The sequence below is a fragment of the Leclercia sp. Colony189 genome (assembly GCF_009740165.1).
Classification (GTDB): Bacteria; Pseudomonadota; Gammaproteobacteria; order Enterobacterales; family Enterobacteriaceae; genus Enterobacter.
Genome location: NZ_CP046557.1, coordinates 2996183 through 3019871, shown reverse-complemented (window position 1 = coordinate 3019871; position 23689 = coordinate 2996183). Strand labels below are relative to the sequence as shown.

Genomic DNA, 23689 nt, shown 5'->3' with positions numbered 1-23689 from the left:
GCGTAGAAAACCATCAGGGGAACGTCATGGCAATACAGGGCATTGAAAGCGTCATCAGCCAGCTCCAGGCAACGGCGATGACCGCGCGTAATCAGAACGTGGCTGATGTGCAGTCGACGGTCAGCTTCGCGGGCCAGCTGCATGCGGCGCTGGACCGGATCAGCGACACGCAAACCGCGGCGCGCGTGCAGGGCGAAAAATTCACCCTCGGCGTACCGGGCATTGGTCTGAACGATGTGATGGCCGATATGCAAAAAGCATCGGTATCGATGCAGATGGGCATTCAGGTGCGTAATAAGTTGATGCAGGCGTATCAGGACGTTATGTCGATGCAGGTTTAGTCCTTCTGGTGCTGGCGACGCGACGGCTTTAATGCCACACTATTTTTTTCGACATAGACGGAATCATGATGAAAAAAATAGCAATTATAGCGGGGCTGCTGGCCTTAACCGGCTGTGTACAGGTCGACAGATATCAGGACGTGATCAAACATCCTGTCCCGGCTGAACTGGCGGGTTACTGGCAGTCGAAAGGGCCGCAGAGCAGCATGGTCAGCCCGGAAGCGATCGCGACGCTGGTCGTGACGCAGGAGGGGGATACCCTCGATTGCCGGCAGTGGCAGCGCGTGGTGGCCGTGCCGGGGAAAATCATGCTGCGTTCTGACGATTATTACAACGTCACCCGCAAGCTGGATATCTACCCGCTGGAGCGGGAAGGCTCCGCCATTGAGTACGATGGCATGAGCCTGCAGCGCGTCGACAAACCTACCGTCGAGTGTGCAAATTACCTGAGTAAAAATCCGCTTGAGAGCAAGCTGCCTTAAGGGATTTGCAGGCCGGGCAGGGGCAACGCCGCCCGGCTATCAACGCCTTACTATTCCGCTTCTATAACCCACACGCTGACGCTGCCGCCGTTGCAGGTGAAGACACCGGTACCGGTTTCGTCGGTCATTACCACTTCCTCGCGGTTACCGAGAAAATCTTTCCAGGTTTTATGGCCGTAGTTTTCCCCAAGCGTAATGGTTTTTTCGCCTTCGTCACCGTTAGAGAGCACCACCACGCAGCCGGGATTATCGTCGGTGCCGCTGCGGCTGAAGGCGATGCAATTAGGGTGATCGAACCACAGAGTCTGAATGCCGTGAGCAAAGCGCTGGCGGGCGAGGATCAGCTGATCGAGCTGCTCAATCACCGGCATATCGATGTGGTACATCTCGCCGTCACCACCGGTATCGTCATAGCTGGCGCCGTACAAATCGGGGTAGAAGACGCTGGGAACGCCGTTTTCGCGCAATAAAATCAGGGCATAGGCCAACGGCTTAAACCAGGCTTCAACCGGTGCCTCCAGCGCCTGTAGCGGCTGGGTGTCATGGTTAGCGACCAGGGTCACCGCGTGGAAGGGGGCTGCCTCTACCAGCGTGCCGGTAAAGATCTGGCTCATGTCGTAATCACGCCCCTGCAGAGAAGCTTCGTGAAACTTCATGTGCAGCGGGGCGTCAAACAGCATGGTTTTCCCCTCCACCTGATCGATATATTGTCGCAGTTTATCAACATCTGGCGACCAGTATTCCGCCACGATAAACAGCGGTTTCGGCGCTACCTCCTGGACATGTTCGATCCACTCTTTATAGAACCAGGCCGGAATATGTTTTACCGCATCCAGACGGAAGCCGTCACACTGGGTTTGCTCCATCAGCCAGCGCGCCCAGTATTTGATCTCCTCGGTTACCGCACGGTTGCGAAAATCGATGTTTTCGCCCATGAGGTAGTCAAAATTTCCCATCTCGTTATCGACCTGATCGTTCCAGCCTTCGCCGGTGTAATCATTGACGATCTTGAAGATGCCGTTTTCATCAGGGTTTTCGATATGATCTATGCCGCTGAAACATTTGTAATCCCAGATGAATTTTGAATACTTTCCGGCGCGAACCGGGAAGGTGTAGCGGGTCCAGGCTTCACACTCGATAATCTCGTCATCGATCTGGTTGCGATCGTCGGCGTTCACCCGCTGAACGCGGATGGCCTCTTTCTCATCGGCGCCCATCTTGTGGTTCACGACCACGTCCATCAGCACCGCGATATTGTTGCGTTTCAGTGCGTCGATAGCGGCGAGCAGCTGGTTTTTGTCACCATATTTGGTGGGAATAGATCCTTTTTGATCGAACTCGCCGAGATCGAAAAGATCGTAGCAGTCATAGCCGACAGAGTAGCCGCCGGTCGCGCCTTTATAGGCCGGGGGCAGCCAGACCATGTTAATACCGATATCATTTAAGCCGTCGGCGCGCTCGGCCACTTCCGGCCAAAGCTGACTGCCTTCAGGGTAATACCAGTGGAAGAACTGCAAGAGGGTGGGGTTTTTCATCTTCCGTGCTCCAGAAGCCGTTTCGGCTGACCTCTGGAGTATGGATCATAAGAATCATAACGGGGTGATATTGGTTAAATTTTCCGGATAGAGAATATTGCCAGACAGTCTGCCGTAAGTAGAGGAGAGAGATTGTTGTTTGCCGGTTTGGGTGATCAATTCACGCAGTTCATCCATTCTTACTTTCAACAATGCCTTAAGCTCAGTCTCATTTTGCAGTACTTTTTCAAGAATAAAGCGTGCCTGTTCAATCTGTGCCGGAGGGCATGCGGAGATAGGGTTATGCGAGATGCCCTCGACTAACTGAACGTACTCCACTTCTTTTTCAATAAGCTCATCCCACTGACCGGAATGAGCGAGGTTCAGCATGGCAATACTCAAGGCATGGAGAGCATGCCAGTTGTTGAGAGCTGAGCTAGGACTGTTCATCAAAATTATCCTGAAATAGAGGCAGCATCGGGGCCGATTTGTTTCCACGCGTCAGCAATGTTATTCAATAAGCCCTCAACCTCGACGATCGCCTCGACATCATTTCGTAGGTTCGCTTGTAATAAACGACGAACCATATAGTCATAAAGTGCGGCGAGATTTCCCGGCAACTCACTGTCAACATCCATATTCAGGCCAGCCTTTAAGCCATTGTCGATGATGTTAATGGCTTTAGATAAAGCTTCGCCTTTCTCCGGCAGTTGGCCTGCTTCAAGAAACAGGCGGGCCCGAACAAGGGCGCTATGCGCCCCATCGAACAACATGACAATTAGCTGATGTGGACTGGCGTTCATTACCGCGCTTTCCACCCCTATCTGCTGATAGGACTGAACACCAGAGGTGTTGTACATATTTGCTCCTGAAATTACGATGAACTAGAGAACTGTTGAGTCAGGTAGTTACCTGTATTCGTCATTTTCGTCACGAGGACGTTCAGACTGGTAAACTGTGTTTTATAACGCTCCATGGTTGCTTCAATAGAGGCTTCCATCGCGTCATATCGCTTACCCAGCGTTTTGATCGTCGCATTGATACCGTCTTTCGCATTCTGGATCACGCCGGTACTGCCTGCGCTGGTACTCAGCATGGTATCCAGCGTTTTGCTCATTTTGGTGGCGAGCCCCGTCGTTTTACCGTCACCGATAAAATACTGCTGAACGGCATCCGGATTATCGGCCAGAGCTTTTTTCAGCTTGTCGGAATCAATTTTTAAATTGCCGAGTGTTCCATCCGTCGCGCGGTTAGGATCCTGAGTTACCCCAAGCTGAGCCATGATCTGCATTGAGCCGCTTTGCACTTCGGTCAACAAACCGCGCAGCTGAGACTGGATACCGCGGACATTGCCATCACCCACCAGTGCACCATTACTGGAGGACTGGCTGTCGGCTCCCGCCTCGACAGCAACATACTTTGTGACGCTGTTGATTGTGGATTGCAGCGAGTTATACGCTGTCACCCAGTCAGAAATTGCTTTTTGGTTAGCGTCCGTTGCACGGGTAATATCCAGCGATTCGTCAGCTTTACTCTCTGCTTTCAGGTTGAACGTCACGCCCGGAATCGCATCGGAAATCGTGTTTGACTGACGCTCAATCGTAATATCGTTCACCACGATAGTGGCATTTTGTGCAGCGGTCTGAACGTTCAATGCACCGGTTTTGGCTGTTGAGTCATAGCCAATTGCACTTTGTAATTTGTCGTCCCCAGTGACTTTTATCGTCATCTCACCGTCGGTACCGGTGGATTTAGACGTCAACATAAGGCGGTAATCACCATCTTTCGCTTTGATTACGCTGGCGGTCACATTGCCGTTTGCTTTATTAATGGCGCTGGCAATACCGTTCAGGGAGGTGTCGGAATCCGACAGTTCCACTTCCAGCGGCTTTTCGGTGCCCGGCTGGGTAATCGTAATTTTGCGCGTGGTGCCTGTTGTGTCGCCTAACGCATCGGTGTTGCTGCCAATAGTCCCGGTCGTCAGAGACTGCGCTTTTGCAAGGTGGTTGACGTTCACCGTATAAGATCCGATAGCCGCTTCGGATGATGTTGTCGCCGTAAATGCCGTGTTGGTACTACTCACCGCCGTCGAGTTCCAGGTAGTGGTTTTACCCAGAGTCGCAGTTGCCGTCTGCAGACTGGTCATGGCGCTCTGCAGTTTGCCATACGCGCTTAATTGCGCGTTATAGGTCGTTTGCTGGGAAGTAATCGTTGTTAGCTTGGTTCTTTCCGCTGCTTCTAACTGATTGTACAAATCCCCGAGTCCTGCAGAACCTATCCCGAGATTACTGATAGTTGCCATGCATATTTTCCTTAAAAGACGAAGTAGTTCAGAACTCGTTATCGGCGTCTTGGGATAAAAGTTTACGGCCTCAAAAAAAAAATAATCTAAGAAAAAGCCGCCACTGAATAGGGTATATGGAGGGATTGCGTCAGGTCGTGAAGATCACCCTAAGAAGTAAAACGTCGATTGAGAGAGTGAAAACAAAAGAGTGAGTTTGCGTTAGGGGGGATTTATTCAGAAAGACTAAATGTGATTTTTTTAATAAAATTCTCTGTTTATCATCAGGTTAAAATTTTTTAAAAATTGATTCTAAAGTCTTTTGGCGACCCGTCGATAACCTTGTTGACGGTGAGAGACGCCGTGAGTGTTAGGCACCGAAACCTAAACCCAATTTTGAAGGAATGAAAATTATGGCAGTTATCAATACTAACCTGTTGTCCCTGACTACTCAGAACAACCTGAACAAATCTCAGTCTTCCCTGGGTACAGCAATCGAGCGTCTGTCCTCCGGTCTGCGTATCAACAGCGCTAAAGACGATGCAGCGGGTCAGGCGATTTCTAACCGCTTCACCTCTAACATCAAGGGTCTGACTCAGGCTTCCCGTAACGCCAACGACGGTATCTCCCTGGCGCAGACTGCTGAAGGTTCTCTGAACGAAATCAACAACAACTTACAGCGTATTCGTGAGCTGTCAGTTCAGGCGCAGAACGGTACTAACTCTGCTTCCGACATCGACTCCATCCAGTCTGAAGTTAACCAGCGTCTGCTGGAAATCAACCGTGTTGCTCAGCAGACTCAGTTCAACGGCAGCAAAATTCTGGCGAACAACACGGCTGATACCGATATCAAGATCCAAGTTGGCGCTAACGACAACGAATCAATTGATATCGGTATCAAAGCAAACGCAGATTGGAACAAATTGGGTGCCAACTCAGTTGGCGCAGACACTGCGACTCAAGCATTTGCAAGCTACACTAGCAACGTTGTAACTTCATCTTCAGATACTGCCGCTAGTACTTCTGCTTCAGGTACTGCAGTAAGCACCATGTCCTTGGCCAGCGTTGGAACAGACGCACGTTCAGTAAGTGTGTTAAGTGGTGGCTTCGATGTGCTTTCTACTGATGTATTAAGCAACGTTGATGCAGCAATCAAAGCAGTTGATAACCAACGTTCAGATCTGGGTGCGATTCAGAACCGTTTCGAATCCACCATCTCTAACCTGAGCAACACCATCACCAACCTGTCTGCTGCACAGTCCCGTATTCAGGATGCTGACTATGCGACCGAAGTGTCCAACATGTCTCGCGCGCAGATCCTGCAGCAGGCTGGTACTTCTGTACTGTCTCAGGCGAACCAGGTTCCTCAGGGCGTACTGTCTCTTCTGCGTTAATATCGCTCCTTGTTCAACAAAGGTCAGCCTTAGGGCTGGCCTTTTTTATTGTGCTGGGATAAACGCGAATTGAGGGTAATAAATCCGGCTCTTCCTCTAATTGGTACATGATGGGTTTTGCTACTCTTCCGCTATATCAATACAAGAGGTAGAACCATGAACAGCGTGGCCAATAATGAAACTCCGGCTGAATTTACGCCCTCCGGAGCTCGTCGTCTTTACAGCTCTATTGAACATATTCGCGCTACAGCGTGGTTATATGGTGTCGAAACAGCCCGCGTTCGCCATGCTTCAGTGTTAGTTCTGGGATGTGGAAAGGGAGAGGAGCTGCTTGCCACATCGGTTAAATATCCTTATGCAAACATTGTGGGAATTGAACTAGAGACAGAGAACCGCCATGACGCTATGTTGGCAACGCTGGGGAGTGGCAGAGATAACTTGCAACTCTATTCTGCCTCAATTGAAACGTTCCTTGAGGCTGATTTAGGCAAGTTCGATTTCATTATTGTGCAGGGCAGTTTTACTTTCCTGGCAAACTCGCTGACAGATGCGATTTTGCTATCTTGCCAACAGCGTTTAAGCGAGAAAGGGATCGTTGCCGTTGATTGGTTTTGTCAGCCTGGTGCCAGGTTCACAGAAATGCTCCGCGATGCGATGCAGATCCACAGCAGCCGGGCCGACACGCACACAGGGCAAGTCAATCAAGCACGCGCAATGCTGAACTGGCTTGATCAAACCACAGTTGAAACCAGTACAACCAAAAAACTGATTTCTTATATCAACGAAACTTCTCAGGGGCTTTCTGACGAACTGCTAAGCCATCACTATCTCAGCAGCGATCATACTGCCAGCTACCTGATCGAATTCAACGAGCGAATCGGGAACAACGGGCTGGCCTATGTGGGTGATCTCAGGCCTGCCACCGAACATACCAGTTATTATGATGATGGCATGACGCAGTCATGGCTGGAGATGTCCAACGGCGCCGGGAAGATTTTAACCCAGCAATATCTGGATATTGCGGTTAACCGTAATCGCCGGTTTAGCTTATTAGTGAATGCGAGCAGAAGTGCTGAAGTTCTGGAAACCGTCGACTACGGTCGTCTGGCTGGTATGCGCTGGGCAGGCAGCTTCCGCCGTAAAAGCCAACATATTCGCCATAGCCCTAACTTTTTGACCGGGCACGACGGGACGCCGATTGCTACGGAAGATATAACCACCCTTGGGATCCTCGATATCCTGGGTGAGGCCTGGCCGCTTAGCGTCAGTTTTGAACAGCTCGTGTTCCATACTCGCCTGCCTGATGACGACCCACTTGAAAATGACGAACAGTCCCACAGAAAAAAAGTGCTGGCTGCACTGACAGCACTGTTCAAAACAAATTTTGCCGGCTTGCACTATGTGCGTGAGGCGGAACCTGCCTCAGCGGAGCATGAGTTAGGCGTGGCTCCTATGGTGGCTGCACAACTTCTGGCTCAACCTGATGCCAGCGTGCTTATAAATCTCTGGGGCGAAACAGTCAACGTCAACGATGAAGAGCGCACGTTGATGAGCGGTACAAAATTCATCAGCGATGAAGAGCATCATCATTTGTTTGAAGGGCTGATATTCAAAGGTTTGCTGACGGGCTCAGTCATCGGCTGGAAGCGCTATTACCAGTTATTGGCTAACCAAGCAGTTATTACCGAGGTAGGGCGTATTGCCACTTCATTGCTGCTGTTCTCCAGTAATGAAACGGCAGGCGGCTTCTATACCAGTGCGTTTGAAAAAGTAGCCAAAAAGATGACGCTGTCCACGCAAACCGGTACAGAGCCGGAAGTGGATGCGGATATGATCATTGAAATTAACAAACTTCTTATTAAAGGCGAGTATACCCAAGCGCGTGAGTTGGTGGCAAAAAGATTGCCACTTCTTCAAGAAACTTTAAACGGCAATTACTATCTTCTCCGTTTTTATAAGCGCGTTGCAGATTATCCTGCAGCAATTCTTGCCCTTACCCGCATGCTCTCTTTTAATTCGACCAGCTTGTTTATCTATTCTGAGTTGGCCATGGCCTTATACGAATACCGTATGTCGTGGCAGGCAGGGCGTTTAGCAAGGGCGATATTGCGTTGCGATAAAACCAGCGGTCCGGACTGGTATCTGCTGGGTATTTTGCACAAAGAGAGTAAAACGCTTGAGCGGGCAGAGTATTGTGCTCGCAAGGGCGTGGAATTAGTGCCCACCAGCAAACAGATGGTTAGCCTGTTGGGCAGTTGCTTGTGTGAGCAAGCCAAAACAGAAGAAGGCATTGCGTTTCTGAAACAGTCGATTAAAGATCCTGCTGTCGATTTTGGCAATATGGGATCTCTGGCCTTTATTCTGACGCACAGCGGCAACGCCTCTGTGCAGGAAATTTTAGAATGCCATCTGGGCTATGCGAATGGCGCAATGCGCTGGGCTGAGCAGCAGAAATTTGTGGGTTACCAACCGGCAGATAAAACCAGTAACCGCAAATTACGCATTGGCTTTGTCTCGGGCGATTTCAAAGAGAACCATCCGGTTAACTTCTTCTTCTTACCTGTCTGGGATGCACTGGACAGAAGCAAATTCGAGCTCTTTGCCTATAACAGCGCCCCTGCGTATGGAAGAAATGCCGGCACGGACTATTACGAGAAGACCTCTGACGGCTGGCGAGAAGTTCAACATACCAGCACTACGGAACTGGCGGAAATGATCAAGCAGGATCAGATTGATATTCTTATCGATCTGGCTGGTCATACGGCGTTTAACCGTCTGATGACGTTTGCGTTGAAACCTGCACCGGTGCAGATCTCCTGGGTGGGCTACCATGCCACCACGGGACTGCCGACCATGGATTATTATGCGACCATATTCCCGGTACCGAAAGATCCAGCACTTGAGGCGCAATTCACGGAGAAATTGATTTATCTTTCACTGCCACGCAATTTCGGGGCAAAGGAAGAGAGTCCGGACATTAATATCTTACCTGCGTTTGAAAATAATCATTTCACCTTTGGAAGTTTTAACCGACCAAATAAAGTGAATGACAGCGTCCTGGATGCCTGGGCGGAAATTCTATTGGCGGTTCCAACGGCCCGGATGATTGTTGCCAATATGCCAATGGTGACATGGCCAGAACTGGAACATAAATTTGAAATACGCGGTATCGATAAAGACCGCATCACGCTGCGTGAAGCAACCGATATGCAATCCTATTTGAAAGCGCATAATGAGGTTGATTTGCTGCTGGATACCTTCCCGTTCACCGGTGGAACGGTAACCAGCCATGCGGCCTGGATGGGTGTGCCGACGGTCTCACTTTCAGGGGAAACGCTGGTGTCGCGCCAGGGGGCATCCATTATGTATTCGCTGGATTTACCTGAATTTATTGCGCACAGTAAAGAAGAGTATGTCGCCAATGCAGTAGGCTGGACGCAGCGTTTGAATGAACTTTATTCGATTCGCATGAATCTTCGTAACAGCATGAAAATTAAAAATAATCAGAAAGAAAGTATCGCTGGTTATGTTGAACAGATGCTGTATAAGTGCTGGCAAGATTATTGCGAAGGGCGTGAGCCTGAAAGTTTCTCGGTAGGAGAAATTTATGATGTTAATAAATAAAGCAATTTCTTAACTTCTCTCATCGGCAGCAAGGATATCTTAATTATCCTTGCTGCAATCTGTCTGCATTTAGCTTAACTCTCAAAATACCCCCCCATTTCACCCCTATTCACACGATTAAAACCCCTCCAGAATCGGATAATCATGCCGATAACTCAACTAACGCAGGGCTGTTTATCGTGAATTCACTCTATACCGCTGAAGGTGTAATGGATAAACACTCGCTGTGGCAGCGTTATGTTCCGCTGGTGCGTCATGAAGCATTGCGGCTTCAGGTACGTCTGCCGGCGAGTGTGGAACTGGACGATCTGCTACAAGCGGGCGGGATCGGGTTACTGAATGCAGTTGACCGATACGACGCTCTGCAAGGAACGGCATTTACGACTTACGCAGTACAGCGTATTCGTGGTGCGATGCTGGATGAACTGCGCAGCCGGGATTGGGTGCCGCGCAGCGTTCGCCGCAATGCACGCGAAGTAGCGCAAGCGATGGGGCAGCTGGAACAGGAGCTTGGACGTAACGCGACGGAAACCGAAGTTGCGGATCGTCTGGGGATCACTACTGCCGACTACCGTCAGATGTTGCTCGATACCAACAACAGCCAGCTCTTCTCTTATGATGAGTGGCGCGAAGAGCATGGCGATAGCATTGAACTGGTGACGGACGATCATCAGCAGGAAAACCCGTTGCACCAGTTAATGGAAGGCAACGTACGCCAGCGCGTAATGGAAGCTATTGAAGCTTTACCGGAACGCGAACAACTGGTGCTGACCCTTTATTACCAGGAAGAGCTCAATCTCAAGGAGATTGGTGCCGTGCTGGAAGTGGGGGAGTCGCGGGTTAGCCAGCTGCACAGCCAGGCCATTAAACGCTTACGTACCAAGCTGGGTAAGTTATAGGTGATCCTTGTCACCCGTTAAGTGCCGCACAACGTATTGACAACCAGGAGTTATCATGACGGTGCAGCAATCTAAAAGACGGCCATTAAGCCGCTACCTGAAAGACTTTAAACACAGCCAGACGCATTGCGCCCATTGCCATAAATTGCTTGACCGCATCACGCTGGTCCGTTGTGGAGAGATCGTCAATAAAATCGCGATCTCCCGTCTCGATACCCTGCTGGATGAAGCCGGCTGGCAGCAAGAGCAGCAGGAGTGGGTGGCGTTATGTCGTTTTTGTGGCGACCTGCACTGTAAAGAGCAGAGCGACTTTTTCGATATTATTGGCTTCAAGCAGTTCCTGTTTGAACAGACAGAGATGAGTCACGGAACGGTGCGCGAGTATGTTGTGCGTCTGCGTCGTCTTGGCCAGCATCTGACCTCGCTGAATATTTCCCGTGAGCTTCTGACCAACGGTTATCTGGATGAAAATCTTGAACCGTGGCTGCCTGCGACCAGCACCAACAACTACCGGATCGCGCTGCGCAAATATGCGCAATACAGGTCGCAAATGCCGATGGCGGTGAAGCAGAAAGTCCACCGCGAAACAACTTCTGATATATATTAAAAATGAATAACATGTAGCGCAGTCGTGTTTGACCTTGCGGCCGAACGCCCTACACTACAACCAAAATTCCAATCATATCGGGGTATGTATGAAATTTGCACTTCTGGGTCGTCAGGCGCTGATGGGTGTAATGGCCGTTGCGCTGGTTGCGGGTATGAGCGTCAAGACCTTCGCTGCAGAGGGTCTTTTAAACAAAGTTAAAGAGCGCGGCACGCTGCTGGTTGGGCTGGAAGGAACCTACCCTCCGTTCAGCTTCCAGGGTGACGACGGTAAACTGACCGGTTTTGAGGTGGAGTTTGCTGAAGAGCTGGCAAAACACCTCGGTGTTAAAGCGTCGCTGAAGCCGACCAAATGGGACGGCATGCTGGCCTCGCTGGACTCAAAACGTATTGATGTGGTGATTAACCAGGTCACCATCTCTGACGAACGTAAGAAAAAGTATGACTTCTCCACCCCGTATACCGTCTCCGGTATCCAGGCGCTGGTGAAAAAAGGTAACGAAGGCTCCATTAAATCTGCTGCCGACCTGAAAGATAAAAAAGTGGGCGTCGGTCTGGGGACCAACTACGAAGAGTGGCTGCGCCAGAACGTGCAGGGCGTTGATATCCGCACCTATGACGACGACCCGACCAAATACCAGGATCTGCGCGTAGGCCGTATTGATGCCATTCTGGTTGACCGCCTGGCGGCGCTGGATCTGGTGAAGAAGACCAACAACACCCTGGCCGTAGCCGGTGATGCCTTCTCCCGTCAGGAAGCGGGCGTTGCGATCCGCAAAGGCAACGAGGATCTGGTCAAAGCTGTTGACGGTGCCATTGCCGAGATGCAGAAAGACGGCAGCCTGAAGGCGCTCTCCGAAAAATGGTTCGGGGCAGACGTCACAAAGTAAGCAGTTGACTGAAAAAAAAGGCGCTTTGATAAGCGCCTTTTTTATTTCCTCGCCATCAACGTGCATAATAAAAAAATCAGACTTAGACAGGGTTATGGAGGTTTTCATGTCATTACAGAACCTGACGCGTTTTCCGCGCCTGGAGTTTATCGGCGCGCCGACGCCGCTGGAGTATTTGCCGCGCTTATCGGATTACCTGGGGCGCGACATCCTTATCAAACGTGATGATGTGACGCCCATAGCAATGGGGGGCAACAAACTGCGCAAGCTGGAGTTCCTCGCGGCGGATGCGCTGCGTGAAGGGGCCGACACGCTGATCACCGCAGGCGCTATCCAGTCGAACCATGTTCGCCAGACCGCTGCCGTCGCGGCAAAGCTGGGGCTGCACTGTATCGCCCTGCTGGAAAACCCGATTGGCACAAAGGCGGAAAATTATCTCAGCAACGGCAACCGTCTACTGCTGGATCTGTTCAATGTACAGATAGAGATGTGCGATGCGCTGACCGATCCCGTGGCGCAGCTGAATGCGCTGGCGACCCGCGTTGAAGCCCAGGGTTTTCGCCCGTATGTGATCCCGGTTGGCGGTTCGAATGCGCTGGGTGCGCTGGGCTACGTCGAAAGCGCCCTGGAGATTGCCCAGCAGTGTGAGGGCACGGTCGGTCTCTCCTCGGTGGTGGTGGCCTCCGGCAGTGCAGGCACCCATGCCGGGCTGGCGGTCGGGCTTGAGCAGCTGATGCCGGAGGTTGAACTGATTGGCGTCACCGTATCGCGCAGCGTAGCCGATCAAAAACCGAAGGTAGTGTCGTTGCAACAGGCGGTGGCACAGCAGCTGGAGGTGAGCGCAAAGGCGGATATCGTGCTGTGGGATGACTATTTCGCGCCGGGCTACGGCACGCCTAATGATGAGGGGACCGAGGCGGTGAAACTGCTGGCGCGTCTTGAAGGGATTTTGCTGGATCCGGTCTATACCGGCAAAGCTATGGCCGGGCTTATTGACGGAATCGAACGGAAACGCTTTAAAGATGAAGGCCCGATTCTGTTTATTCATACTGGCGGGGCGCCCGCTCTCTTTGCCTACCATCCTCATGTCTAAATCACAGGCAGAAAAATCATAATGCAAGAAAGTATCCAACTGGTGATTGATTCGTTGCCCTTCCTGCTGAAAGGCGCCGTATTTACGCTGCAGCTGAGTATTGGCGGGATGTTTTTCGGTCTGGTGCTGGGCTTTGTGCTGGCGTTGATGCGCATGTCGCCTCTGCTGCCCGTGCGCTGGCTGGCGCGTTTTTATATTTCCATCTTCCGCGGCACGCCGCTAATTGCCCAGCTGTTCATGATTTACTACGGCCTGCCGCAGTTTGGTATTGAGCTGGATCCCATCCCGGCGGCAATGATCGGCCTGTCGCTTAATACTGCTGCCTATGCGGCGGAAACCCTGCGTGCAGCCATCTCCTCCATCGACAAAGGCCAGTGGGAAGCTGCAGCCAGTATCGGGATGACGCCGTGGCAGACCCTGCGCCGGGCCATCCTGCCGCAGGCCGCGCGCGTGGCCCTGCCACCGCTCAGCAACAGCTTTATCAGTCTGGTAAAAGACACCTCGCTGGCGGCCACCATTCAGGTGCCGGAGCTGTTCCGCCAGGCGCAGCTGATCACCTCGCGCACGCTGGAGGTCTTTACCATGTATCTGGCTGCCTCGCTGATCTACTGGATCATGGCAACCGTGCTGTCCGCGCTGCAAAACTATTTTGAAAACCAGCTTAACCGCCAGGAGCGTGATCCGAAATGAGTGCTATCGACGTTAAAAACCTGGTGAAGAAATTTCACGGCCAGACGGTGCTGCACGGTATCGACCTGGAAGTGCAGGAGGGAGAAGTGGTGGCGATTATCGGGCCCAGCGGGTCCGGTAAAACCACGCTGCTGCGCAGTATCAACCTGCTGGAGCATCCGGAAGCCGGCACCATTCGCGTGGGTGATATCACCATTGATACCGGTAAGTCGCTGGGTCAGCAAAAGGGGCTGATTCGTCGTCTGCGTCAGCACGTCGGCTTTGTCTTCCAGAGCTTCAATCTGTTTCCCCATCGCACGGTGCTGGAAAACATTATTGAAGGGCCGGTAATTGTCAAAGGCGAACCCAAAGAGGAGGCCACAGCCCGTGCCCGGGAGTTACTGGCAAAAGTGGGGCTTTCCGGGAAAGAGGGCAGTTACCCGCGCCGTCTCTCCGGTGGACAGCAGCAGCGTGTGGCGATTGCCCGCGCGCTGGCAATGCGTCCTGATGTGATCCTGTTTGATGAACCGACCTCAGCCCTGGATCCGGAGCTGGTGGGGGAGGTGCTGAATGCCATTCGCCAGCTGGCACAGGAGAAACGTACTATGGTCATTGTCACCCATGAGATGAGCTTTGCCCGCGATGTGGCAGACAGGGCGATTTTTATGGATCAGGGACGTATTGTGGAGCAGGGGCCGGCGAAAGCGCTGTTTGCCGATCCTCAGCAGCCCCGTACCCGGCAATTCCTTGAGAAATTCCTGATGCAATAGCATATTTGCTTTTAATTGCTCCGGAATTAATCTCCGGAGCAAAATATTCATCCCTGAAAAGAATGGTCCCGCGATTTTATCCCGCCACAAACCCCCTAAGTGCATAAAATCTGTAGATAATTACCTCAGGGTCGATATTTTATACATATAAATAAGATTTATGTGTTAATTTAAGAAATCATAATAATGATTATCTTTACAGGGGCTTCATTCACTTGGTATGAAGGATTTAGACTTTTTTACATGGCGACGGGAGTGCTATCTCCGTTTTCAGGAGATGACATCCGCCAGCGAGGTATATCCCGAACTTCAGCGTCAAACTCAGAACCTGGGTTATGAGTATTTCGCTCTCTGCGTCCGTCATCCGGTACCGTTTACCCGACCGAAAGTCTCGGTGCATTCAACCTATCCGCAACAGTGGATGGCGCACTATCTGGCGGAAAATTATTTCACCATCGATCCTGTGCTGAAACCCGAGAATTTCGTCCACGGGCACTTACCCTGGAACGACGCCTTATTCGCCGAAGCGCAATCCTTATGGGACGGCGCGCGCGACCACGGCCTGCGCAAAGGGATCACCCAGTGTCTGATGCTGCCTAATCATGCGATGGGGTTCCTGTCGGTCTCCAGCACCAGCCTGTCGGTTAATATGATGGCGAATGAAGTGGTTGAGTTGCGTCTGCAAATGCTGGTGCACATGGCCTTGACCACGCTGCTACGCCTGGAGCATGAAATGGTGATGCCACCCGAGATGAAATTCAGCAAGCGCGAAAAGGAGATCCTGAAATGGACAGCGGAAGGCAAAACCTCAGCAGAAATAGCGATTATTCTCTCTATCTCTGAAAACACGGTGAACTTCCACCAGAAGAATATGCAGAAGAAATTCAATGCGCCGAATAAAACGCAAATAGCCTGCTATGCGGCAGCGACGGGCATTATCTGACTACACTTCAGTTCTGCGTGGCAGACGAGTAAACGGCTGAATGCACTGCTTTCAGCCGTTTTTGTTTTATTGACGGTAAGCTTGCTTGATTTGCTTAACGGTGCTGGAAAATACCTCAGCCTGAGCCTGGTCTTCCATCTGCGCAATCTGGCGTTCCATCTTAATGATCACACGACCGGCATCCGCCTGGCCCATTGCCTGCAGCATCAGGGTCAACAGAGATTTCAGACAGGAGACTTCCTGTGCCAGTTCTTGATTATTCTCAGCAGTGGCAAAATCAGGTGTGCTCATTTATTTTCCTCATGATAAAAACGGCGCTTGAGCGCATAGTTCAAAGTTCAAGGCGGCGGAGTATACCACAAGCCTTAAAAAAAAACGCAGTGCTTGTTTTTTGTACTTTTAGCCGGTTTGGTTATTTAATTGAATGACCGTTCGCCCTACACTTTTAAGGCGTTAAGCGCAGGGTAATTGTTTAACTAAGGTAGTTAACAGGTTAATTATTGTTACAAAATTACGTGTGGTATTTTAACAATAAGAAAATAGCCTCTCAAATCTGTAAATTTTTGAAAACATTAGCCTAAAAAATGATGCCTAAGCCGCATGGCGCAAGGCTTCCGTTTCCAGTTGATGTACAAGTTAATTTCCAAAAAAGAGAGTTATAACGAAGGCCTGCATTTTTTAACGTTTTCAGTTTGCGATAAAAAACGTTAATATGAGCCGAATTAACTGTCTGTAGCGTTATCCCTATTCTGGAGAATTTCCTTTGATCAACGTCCTTCTTGTTGATGACCACGAACTGGTGCGCGCAGGGATACGACGCATTCTTGAAGATATTAAAGGTATAAAAGTTGCTGGCGAGGCCTGCTGCGGTGAAGATGCCGTCAAATGGTGCCGGACGAATAGTGCTGATGTTGTCCTGATGGGCATGAACATGCCCGGTATTGGCGGCCTTGAAGCAACGCGTAAAATCGCGCGCGCCTGGGTTGATACCAAAGTGATCATGCTGACGGTTCACACTGAAAATCCTCTTCCTGCAAAAGTGATGCAGGCGGGCGCCGCGGGCTACCTGAGCAAGGGCGCTGCCCCTCAGGAAGTGGTTAATGCTATCCGTTCTGTCTATTCCGGGCAGCGCTATATCGCTTCTGATATCGCGCAGCAAATGGCGCTCAGCCAGATTGAACCAGAAAAGACCGAATCACCGTTTGCCAGTTTGTCTGAGCGCGAATTGCAGATTATGCTGATGATTACCAAAGGCCAGAAGGTGAATGAGATCTCTGAGCAGCTTAATCTCAGCCCAAAAACGGTGAACAGCTACCGCTACCGTATGTTCAGTAAGCTGAACATTCATGGCGATGTCGAACTCACTCACCTGGCCATCCGTCATGGTCTGTGCAATGCCGAGACCCTAATTAGTCAGTGAGTGAAGTGTTTGATTCCAGTGCTTTTCTGAAAACCGTCACCAGCCAGCCAGGCGTCTACCGGATGTATGACGCAGGCGGGACGGTTATCTACGTCGGTAAAGCGAAAGATCTTAAGAAGCGTCTTTCCAGCTATTTCCGCAGCAATCTTGCCTCCCGCAAAACTGAAGCGCTGGTCGCTCAGATCCAGCAGATCGACGTCACTGTGACCCACACAGAGACCGAAGCGCTGTTGCTGGAGCATAACTACATTAAGCTATACCAGCCGCGTTATAACGTGCTGCTGCGCGATGACAAATCCTACCCGTTTATTTTTCTCAGCAGCGATACCCATCCACGTCTGGCTACCCATCGCGGTGCCAAACATGCGAAAGGTGAGTATTTCGGCCCGTTCCCTAACGGCTACGCCGTGCGGGAAACGCTGGCGCTGCTGCAGAAGATATTCCCGATTCGCCAGTGCGAAAACAGCGTCTATCGCAACCGCTCTCGCCCTTGTCTGCAGTATCAGATTGGTCGTTGCCTCGGGCCCTGTGTGGAAGGGCTGGTCAGCGAAGAGGAGTACGCACAGCAGGTAGAATATGTGCGCCTGTTCCTGGCCGGTAAAGACGATCAGGTGCTGAACCAGCTTATCGCCCGTATGGAGAAGGCCAGCCAGGCGCTGAACTTTGAAGAGGCGGCGCGGATCCGCGATCAGATCCAGGCGGTACGACGGGTCACGGAAAAACAGTTTGTCTCTAATACCGGCGATGACCTGGACGTGATTGGCGTGTCGTTTGATGCGGGCATGGCCTGCGTGCATGTGCTCTTTATCCGCCAGGGTAAGGTGCTGGGCAGCCGCAGCTATTTCCCGAAAGTGCCGGGCGGTACCGAACTGGGTGAAGTCGTTGAGACCTTTGTCGGCCAGTTCTATTTGCAGGGCAGCCAGATGCGAACCCTGCCGTCGGAAATTTTGCTCGATTTTAATCTCAGCGATAAAACGCTGCTGTCAGATTCGCTGTCGGAGCTGGCGGGACGCCGGGTTAACGTCCAGACTAAACCGCGCGGCGATCGTGCCCGCTACCTCAAGCTGGCGCGCACCAATGCGGCAACGGCATTGACTACTAAACTGTCGCAGCAGTCGACTGTCCATCAGCGTCTTATCGCGCTGGCAACCGTGCTTAAGCTGCCGGAAGTGAAACGGATGGAGTGTTTCGACATCAGCCACACGATGGGGGAGCAGACGGTGGCCTCCTGTGTGGTATTCGATGCTAACGGACCGCTGCGGGCGGAGTACCGGCGCTACAACATTACGGATATCACTCCCGGTGACGATTACGCAGCCATGAATCAGGTGCTGCGCCGTCGCTATGGTAAAGCTATTGAAGAGAGTAAGATCCCGGACGTTATCCTGATTGATGGTGGTAAAGGCCAGCTCGCCCAGGCAAAATCCGTTTTTGCCGAACTGGACGTAAGCTGGGATAAGCATCATCCGCTGCTGCTGGGCGTGGCGAAAGGCACCGATCGTAAAGCCGGGCTGGAGACGCTGTTCCTTGAGCCGGAAGGGGAGGGCTTTAGCCTGCCGCCGGACTCGCCTGCGCTCCATGTGATCCAGCATATTCGCGATGAGTCGCACGATCACGCCATTAGCGGTCACCGTAAAAAACGGGCAAAGGTGAAAAATACCAGCACTCTGGAAACGATCGAAGGGGTCGGGCCAAAACGTCGCCAGATGTTGCTGAAATATATGGGCGGTTTGCAAGGATTACTCAACGCCAGCGTAGAGGAAATTGCAAAAGTGCCAGGTATTTCGCAAGGGCTGGCAGAAAAGATCTACTACTCGTTGAAACATTGAGGGCTCTGTAGCAACATAGGGCTAATAATTACTGACAACAAACAGTTACCGTCACTATGCGATTAAATATCCCTACATTGCTGACGCTTTTCCGCGTCGTTCTCATTCCTTTCTTCGTACTGGCGTTTTATCTGCCATTTGTCTGGGCGCCTTTCGCATGTGCACTTATCTTTTTTGTTGCGGCAGTCACTGACTGGTTCGACGGCTACCTGGCGCGTCGCTGGAATCAAAGCACCCGTTTCGGCGCGTTTCTCGACCCGGTGGCTGACAAGGTGATGGTGGCCATCGCCATGGTGCTGGTGGTTGAGCACTATCACAGCTGGTGGGTCACACTGCCTGCGGCAACCATGATTGCCCGTGAGATTATTATCTCTGCCCTGCGCGAGTGGATGGCGGAGCTGGGTAAACGCAGCAGCGTGGCCGTCTCCTGGATCGGTAAGGTCAAAACCACCGCGCAGATGGCGGCGCTGGTATGGATGCTGTGGCGTCCAAACGAGTGGGTAGAGTGGGCGGGTATTGGCCTGTTTATGGTCGCGGCGGTGCTGACGCTGTGGTCAATGTTGCAATATTTGAACGCCGCGCGTGGGGATTTGCTTGATCAGTGATCGTTTCGGCGCAATTTTCAGCAAACGATCTATCCTTGCGAAAATTAACGTTGACTCAAAACGTCAGGTAAGTAGAATGCAACGCATCGAACGACGGCACGGCCCGTTAGTCGATAGCAAAATCAAGTGATTAGCATAATGACTTGATAAATGCGGGAATAGCTCAGTTGGTAGAGCACGACCTTGCCAAGGTCGGGGTCGCGAGTTCGAGTCTCGTTTCCCGCTCCAAATTTAAGACATGCGCAATAGCGGGTGTCAGTCGTAAGACAAAAGATTTAAGGCGCGTTAGCAAAGCGGTTATGTAGCGGATTGCAAATCCGTCTAGTCCGGTTCGACTCCGGAACGCGCCTCCACTTTCTTCCCGAGGCCGGATGGTGGAATCGGTAGACACAAGGGATTTAAAATCCCTCGGCGTTCGCGCTGTGTGGGTTCAAGTCCCACTCCGGCTACCATGGGAAAGACAAGAATAATCAAAGCAATAAGCAGTGTCGTGAAACCACCGAAAGGTGGTTTTTTTGTGCCTGAAATTTCATCGCCCTCTCAAACTTTCCTCGTATTCACCGGAATTAATCACCTTTCTTTACGACCAGCTTCGCGTTACGGATAACTATTCTGTAAAAAGGTAGTACTCGCTAATAACGACCATTTCGCGAGAGGTTCAAAATGAACAAACTGACCTTGATTACCGCGTTAGTGACATTCGCTGCATCATGCGCCTGGGCTGCGGGCGATGACGATATCATCTATGACAGCCACGGCCATCCCATCCGCCATGATAAGCAGGATGATGATCAGGGCAAACAGCGCAGTGACGACCACACCAACCGGCGCAGCGAGCACAATTAGCGGCAATCAGGGTTTACCAAACAGACGCGAGATCTGCGCCCCTTTCAGGAAAATAAACGCTAACAGCAAACCGCCCCACAGAGCCATGGTGATGTAGCTGCTCACGCCCAGAATATTGAGGCCGCTCTCCAGCATCTGGAGCAGGATCAGCGCCATCACCATGCCAAAGACTTTACCGAAGCCTCCATCCGGATTTACCCCGCCCAGTACAGCCGCCAGAATCGACACCAGCAGATAAGATTCACCGTAAGAGGCCTTGGCTGAATTGAGTTTCGACATCATCAGCAGGGCGGCGATCACGCACAGCACCGAGGAGAGCACATAGACCCAGATGAGGGTTTTACGGGTGTTAATCCCGGAGTAGTGGGTCGCCTGCTCGTTAGAGCCGATCAGGTAGAGGGTGCGCCCGAAGGCGGATTTTTCGAGGATCACCCACAGTACGACCACCACCGCCAGAAAGACCAGCAGCGGCAGCGGGATGCCGAGGATGTTGGTGCTGTTAATCACCAGAATATAGTCCGGGAAGTTAGAGATCGCCGAACCTTTGGAGATGAGGATATTAATGCCTTTCAGCAGGGTCATGATCCCAAGGGTGGCTAAAATCGGCGAGACCCGCACCACGGCAACCAAAAATCCAATCACCGAACCGATCGCCAGGGCCATGACTAACCCGGCGGCAATCACCAGCAGCATGCTGCTGAAGGTTGGAGGATAATGGGTAGCGACCCAGGCCATCACCAGCCCGCAGGCGTTCATGGTGGCGATGATGGACAGGTTGATCCCCCCGGTGAGGATCGTCACCGCCATCGCGAGGGCCAGCACGCCGAGGATCGGCATTTGCGAGGCAATGGACTGGAAGTTAGCGGCTGACCAGAAGACCGAGGGTATCAGGAAGCTGAACGCGATCACCACCACCGCGATTAACACGCTCAGGTAAATCTCGACGCGATCCTGGGTTTTGTTGGCGCTCATACTATGACTCCCTGACCTTTACGCTGACTCCATGCCGTCATACTGATACTGGTGACGATCACCACCCCGGTAACGACCGTATGCCAGTACGAAGAGATCCCTAACAGGTTAAGACCGTTCTGCAACACGGCGAGTAAAATCACCCCTAACAGGGTGCCGAGTAAGGTGCCGCGCCCGCCGACGATACTGGTTCCGCCTAACACCACGGCGGCGAGTACCGTCAGTTCGTAGCCCAGCAGGGAGTCGGGCGCGACGGTTAAGACGGTCGCGGATTGCACTACGCCTGCCACCCCGGACATCAGCCCCATGTAGCCATATACAAACAGCTGCATCTTAAAGATGCCAAATCCCATGCGGGAGGCCGCCTCCCGGTTGCCGCCCATGGCATAAATCATCCGCCCGACGCTGGTTTTATTCATGATGAAGCCGGTTAACGCCACCACCGCCAGCAGGGTGAGGATCGGCAGGCTTAAGCCATAATCGTAGCCATCTGCGGCGGTGAATTTGAATAGCATCACCCCCTCTTCAAACCACTCAGGATAGCTGTAGAGCCAGACGCCTTTGGTCAGGTAGAGCAGCAGGCCGTAAAAAATATTCAGGGTTGAGATGGTGATAATGATGGAAGGCACGTTGAGCCGGTTGACCAGCGTGGCGTTGATCAACCCGAGCAGCAATCCCAGCCCCCCGGCCAGCGCAAACGCGAGGGCAAAATTACCGGTGGTACCCTGAATCAGCGTCACCATCACGTACTGTGAAATGATGGTCATGGCGGGAAAGGAGATATCGATCCCGCCGGAAATCAGCACAATAAACAAGCCGCAGGCCAGAATGGTGAGCATGGCGTAGTTATTGATTAGATCGTAGATATTGCCGAGCGTCAGGAAATCGCTGCTGGCAAACGACAGATAGCCGCCAATCACCAGAATGGTCAGGCCTAAAAACAGCTCGTGGGTTTTAATCCCGAATTTATTAACCATTGACCACCTCCGCCAGCGCGGCTTCCGAGGTCTTTTCCGGGAGGAGTTCCGCGACGATCTCACCCTTGCGCATGACTAAAATGCGATGACTGTTAAAGTAGGCTTCATCGATCTCATCGGTGATCATCAGCATCGCGATCCCCTGGCGCGACAGAGCAGAGATGATTTGATAGATCCCCGCTTTATTGGCAATGTCCACCCCGACGGTGGGGGAGTCGAGGATCAGCACCCTGGGATTGATCGCCAGCCATTTGGCTATCGCCACACGCTGGGCGTTGCCCCCGGAGAGGGTATTGACCGGCAGATTGACGCTGCCAATTTTAATGCTCAGCTGCCCGACTAAATCGGCGACAACGCGGTCCGCTTTGGCTCTGTCTAACAATTTAAAGGGGGTTTTCAGCCGTCGAAGCACGGTAGAGATAATGTTGTCGTTGATGGACTGTTCCATCACCAGGCCGGTACTCATCCGGTCTTCAGAGACATAGCCAATCCCGGCATTGATCGCATCCCGGTTGCTGGCGAAGCGCACCGCTTTGCCTGCCAGCACTATCTCCCCGGAGTCAGGCTGCGTGAGCCCAAACAGGCTCAGGCAAAGCTCTGTTCTGCCCGCACCGAGTAATCCGGTAATGGCGAGGATTTCACCCTGATGCACCTGAAATGAGATGTTCTTGTATTGGTGATGCTTAGTGAGGTTCTTAACGCTCAGCGCTACGTCGCCAAGTTTTTCTATCGGCGGTAATAACGCATACGAAAACTCTTTACCGGTCATCAGGAAAGCGAGTTTTTTATTATTGATGTCGCTGGCAGGCCAGGTGCCAACCAGGGTGCCATTTTTGAGCACGCTGATACGGTCGGAAATAGAGAGCACTTCATCCAGACGGTGGCTGACAAACACGACGCAAATGTTTCTTTTCTTTAAATCGCCAATCACCCGCAGCAGTCCTTTTACCTCCTGCATGGTGAGAGAGGCGGTGGGCTCATCCATAATAATCAGCCTGGCTTCCTGGGCCAGCGCCCGGCAGATCGCCACAATCTGACGCTGGGCAATGGGCAGGGATTCTACATTGGCATCCAGATCCAGCTCCGCCTCAATGCTTTTCACGGTGCGCGCGGCGATGCGATGGATCTCGCTCTTATTCACCAGCAGATTATGGTGATGCTGGTGGATCGCGATGTTTTCCGCCACGGTGAGGTTCGGGAACAGTGAGAGATCCTGATAAATAACCTGTATTCCGGCTTTCACCGAGTCGATGGGGGAGAGGTGGGAGCGGGGCTTACCGTCAATGACGATCTGAAAGCCGGGATCGGGTTTATAGACGCCAGAAATAATTTTAATCAGCGTCGATTTACCGCATCCGTTCTGCCCGGCCAGACAGTGAACCTCCCCGGGAAATAGCGTCAGGGCGATGTTATCCAGCGCTTTCACACCGTAGAACGTTTTGCTGATATGACCCAGTGAAATAAACGGCTCCATTATTACCTCTCAGGGGCTCACACAGCACGCCCGTATTGCGACGATCGCAGCAGGGCGTGC

Annotated in this window: 23 protein-coding genes and 3 tRNA genes; 18 read left to right on the top strand and 8 right to left on the bottom strand. The window is 51.9% G+C overall.

Going from position 1 to position 23689, the window contains the following annotated elements; genetic code table 11:
- Window positions 1–26: 26 nt before the first annotated feature.
- Entirely contained in the window at window positions 27–341 is a 315-nt protein-coding gene (fliE, locus tag GNG29_RS14495) for a flagellar hook-basal body complex protein FliE (protein WP_103180141.1), read from the top strand.
- Window positions 342–409: 68 nt separating this feature from the next.
- Window positions 410–823, top strand: coding sequence for a lipoprotein YedD (gene yedD / locus GNG29_RS14490; RefSeq protein WP_103180136.1), 414 nt, complete (start codon window positions 410–412; stop codon window positions 821–823).
- Between the two features lie 50 nt (window positions 824–873).
- On the opposite strand, the gene amyA is transcribed toward yedD, so the two are convergent.
- The 4 genes from amyA to fliD are packed head-to-tail and all read right to left on the bottom strand — an operon-like array spanning window position 874 to window position 4639.
- Entirely contained in the window at window positions 874–2358 is a 1485-nt protein-coding gene (gene amyA, locus GNG29_RS14485) for an alpha-amylase (RefSeq protein ID WP_156654833.1), read from the bottom strand.
- Window positions 2359–2412: 54 nt separating this feature from the next.
- Entirely contained in the window at window positions 2413–2787 is a 375-nt protein-coding gene (fliT, locus tag GNG29_RS14480; protein WP_156654832.1) for a flagella biosynthesis regulatory protein FliT, read from the bottom strand.
- A gap of 5 nt (window positions 2788–2792) precedes the next feature.
- Window positions 2793–3197: a flagellar export chaperone FliS gene (gene fliS, locus GNG29_RS14475; RefSeq protein WP_156654831.1), complete on the bottom strand. Its 405-nt coding sequence runs from the start codon at window positions 3195–3197 to the stop codon at window positions 2793–2795.
- Between the two features lie 14 nt (window positions 3198–3211).
- Window positions 3212–4639: a flagellar filament capping protein FliD gene (gene fliD / locus GNG29_RS14470; RefSeq protein ID WP_156654830.1), complete on the bottom strand. Its 1428-nt coding sequence runs from the start codon at window positions 4637–4639 to the stop codon at window positions 3212–3214.
- 392 nt (window positions 4640–5031) lie between these two features.
- Here fliD and GNG29_RS14465 point away from each other — a divergent pair, with 392 nt between their 5' ends.
- The 9 genes from GNG29_RS14465 (at window position 5032) to sdiA (ending at window position 15506) form a co-directional block, all read left to right on the top strand.
- Complete coding sequence (locus GNG29_RS14465) at window positions 5032–6012, top strand: flagellin (protein WP_269775901.1); 981 nt, start codon at window positions 5032–5034, stop codon at window positions 6010–6012.
- A 156-nt stretch (window positions 6013–6168) separates the two neighbouring features.
- Window positions 6169–9636 carry a methyltransferase regulatory domain-containing protein gene (locus GNG29_RS14460; protein ID WP_156654829.1) on the top strand — a complete coding sequence of 1156 codons (3468 nt, stop codon included), beginning with the start codon at window positions 6169–6171 and terminating at the stop codon, window positions 9634–9636.
- 179 nt (window positions 9637–9815) lie between these two features.
- Window positions 9816–10535: an RNA polymerase sigma factor FliA gene (gene fliA / locus GNG29_RS14455; RefSeq protein WP_039030897.1), complete on the top strand. Its 720-nt coding sequence runs from the start codon at window positions 9816–9818 to the stop codon at window positions 10533–10535.
- A gap of 55 nt (window positions 10536–10590) precedes the next feature.
- Window positions 10591–11142, top strand: a complete 552-nt coding sequence (fliZ, locus tag GNG29_RS14450; protein ID WP_156654828.1) for a flagella biosynthesis regulatory protein FliZ — start codon at window positions 10591–10593, stop codon at window positions 11140–11142.
- 88 nt (window positions 11143–11230) lie between these two features.
- Window positions 11231–12031 carry a cystine ABC transporter substrate-binding protein gene (gene tcyJ, locus GNG29_RS14445; protein WP_114314567.1) on the top strand — a complete coding sequence of 267 codons (801 nt, stop codon included), beginning with the start codon at window positions 11231–11233 and terminating at the stop codon, window positions 12029–12031.
- 106 nt (window positions 12032–12137) lie between these two features.
- Window positions 12138–13124, top strand: coding sequence for a D-cysteine desulfhydrase (gene dcyD / locus GNG29_RS14440; protein ID WP_103180127.1), 987 nt, complete (start codon window positions 12138–12140; stop codon window positions 13122–13124).
- Window positions 13125–13145: 21 nt separating this feature from the next.
- Window positions 13146–13814, top strand: a complete 669-nt coding sequence (tcyL, locus tag GNG29_RS14435; protein ID WP_103180126.1) for a cystine ABC transporter permease — start codon at window positions 13146–13148, stop codon at window positions 13812–13814.
- The gene (gene tcyN, locus GNG29_RS14430) at window positions 13811–14563 is read left to right on the top strand and encodes an L-cystine ABC transporter ATP-binding protein TcyN (RefSeq protein ID WP_103180125.1); all 753 of its coding nucleotides are present in this window, start codon (window positions 13811–13813) and stop codon (window positions 14561–14563) included. The genes tcyL and tcyN overlap by 4 nt, the downstream gene beginning before the upstream one ends.
- A gap of 220 nt (window positions 14564–14783) precedes the next feature.
- Window positions 14784–15506, top strand: a complete 723-nt coding sequence (gene sdiA, locus GNG29_RS14425) for a transcriptional regulator SdiA (protein WP_156654827.1) — start codon at window positions 14784–14786, stop codon at window positions 15504–15506.
- Between the two features lie 66 nt (window positions 15507–15572).
- On the opposite strand, the gene GNG29_RS14420 is transcribed toward sdiA, so the two are convergent.
- Window positions 15573–15797, bottom strand: a complete 225-nt coding sequence (locus tag GNG29_RS14420) for a DUF2594 family protein (protein ID WP_103180123.1) — start codon at window positions 15795–15797, stop codon at window positions 15573–15575.
- Between the two features lie 472 nt (window positions 15798–16269).
- Between GNG29_RS14420 and uvrY the strand changes: the two genes are divergently transcribed.
- The 7 genes from uvrY to GNG29_RS14385 all read left to right on the top strand — a co-directional run bounded on the left by uvrY (window position 16270) and on the right by GNG29_RS14385 (window position 20206).
- Window positions 16270–16926, top strand: a complete 657-nt coding sequence (uvrY, locus tag GNG29_RS14415) for a UvrY/SirA/GacA family response regulator transcription factor (protein WP_156654826.1) — start codon at window positions 16270–16272, stop codon at window positions 16924–16926.
- Window positions 16923–18755: an excinuclease ABC subunit UvrC gene (gene uvrC / locus GNG29_RS14410; protein ID WP_156654825.1), complete on the top strand. Its 1833-nt coding sequence runs from the start codon at window positions 16923–16925 to the stop codon at window positions 18753–18755. The genes uvrY and uvrC overlap by 4 nt, the downstream gene beginning before the upstream one ends.
- A gap of 56 nt (window positions 18756–18811) precedes the next feature.
- Entirely contained in the window at window positions 18812–19360 is a 549-nt protein-coding gene (pgsA, locus tag GNG29_RS14405; protein ID WP_032612063.1) for a CDP-diacylglycerol--glycerol-3-phosphate 3-phosphatidyltransferase, read from the top strand.
- Between the two features lie 152 nt (window positions 19361–19512).
- Window positions 19513–19588 (top strand) — tRNA-Gly (locus GNG29_RS14400).
- Between the two features lie 51 nt (window positions 19589–19639).
- Window positions 19640–19713: transfer RNA gene (locus GNG29_RS14395), tRNA-Cys, on the top strand.
- Window positions 19714–19725: 12 nt separating this feature from the next.
- Window positions 19726–19812 (top strand) — tRNA-Leu (locus GNG29_RS14390).
- Between the two features lie 211 nt (window positions 19813–20023).
- Window positions 20024–20206, top strand: a complete 183-nt coding sequence (locus tag GNG29_RS14385) for a hypothetical protein (protein ID WP_103180120.1) — start codon at window positions 20024–20026, stop codon at window positions 20204–20206.
- A gap of 6 nt (window positions 20207–20212) precedes the next feature.
- On the opposite strand, the gene GNG29_RS14380 is transcribed toward GNG29_RS14385, so the two are convergent.
- From GNG29_RS14380 to GNG29_RS14370, 3 genes are read right to left on the bottom strand one after another with little or no spacing between them, the layout of a single operon-like run.
- Complete coding sequence (locus GNG29_RS14380) at window positions 20213–21178, bottom strand: ABC transporter permease (RefSeq protein WP_103822432.1); 966 nt, start codon at window positions 21176–21178, stop codon at window positions 20213–20215.
- Window positions 21175–22155 carry an ABC transporter permease gene (locus tag GNG29_RS14375; RefSeq protein ID WP_103180118.1) on the bottom strand — a complete coding sequence of 327 codons (981 nt, stop codon included), beginning with the start codon at window positions 22153–22155 and terminating at the stop codon, window positions 21175–21177. Before GNG29_RS14375 ends, GNG29_RS14380 begins: the two co-directional genes overlap by 4 nt.
- A complete protein-coding gene (locus GNG29_RS14370) occupies window positions 22148–23629 on the bottom strand; it encodes a sugar ABC transporter ATP-binding protein (protein ID WP_156654824.1) in 1482 nt (493 codons plus the stop codon). Before GNG29_RS14370 ends, GNG29_RS14375 begins: the two co-directional genes overlap by 8 nt.
- Window positions 23630–23689: the final 60 nt, after the last annotated feature.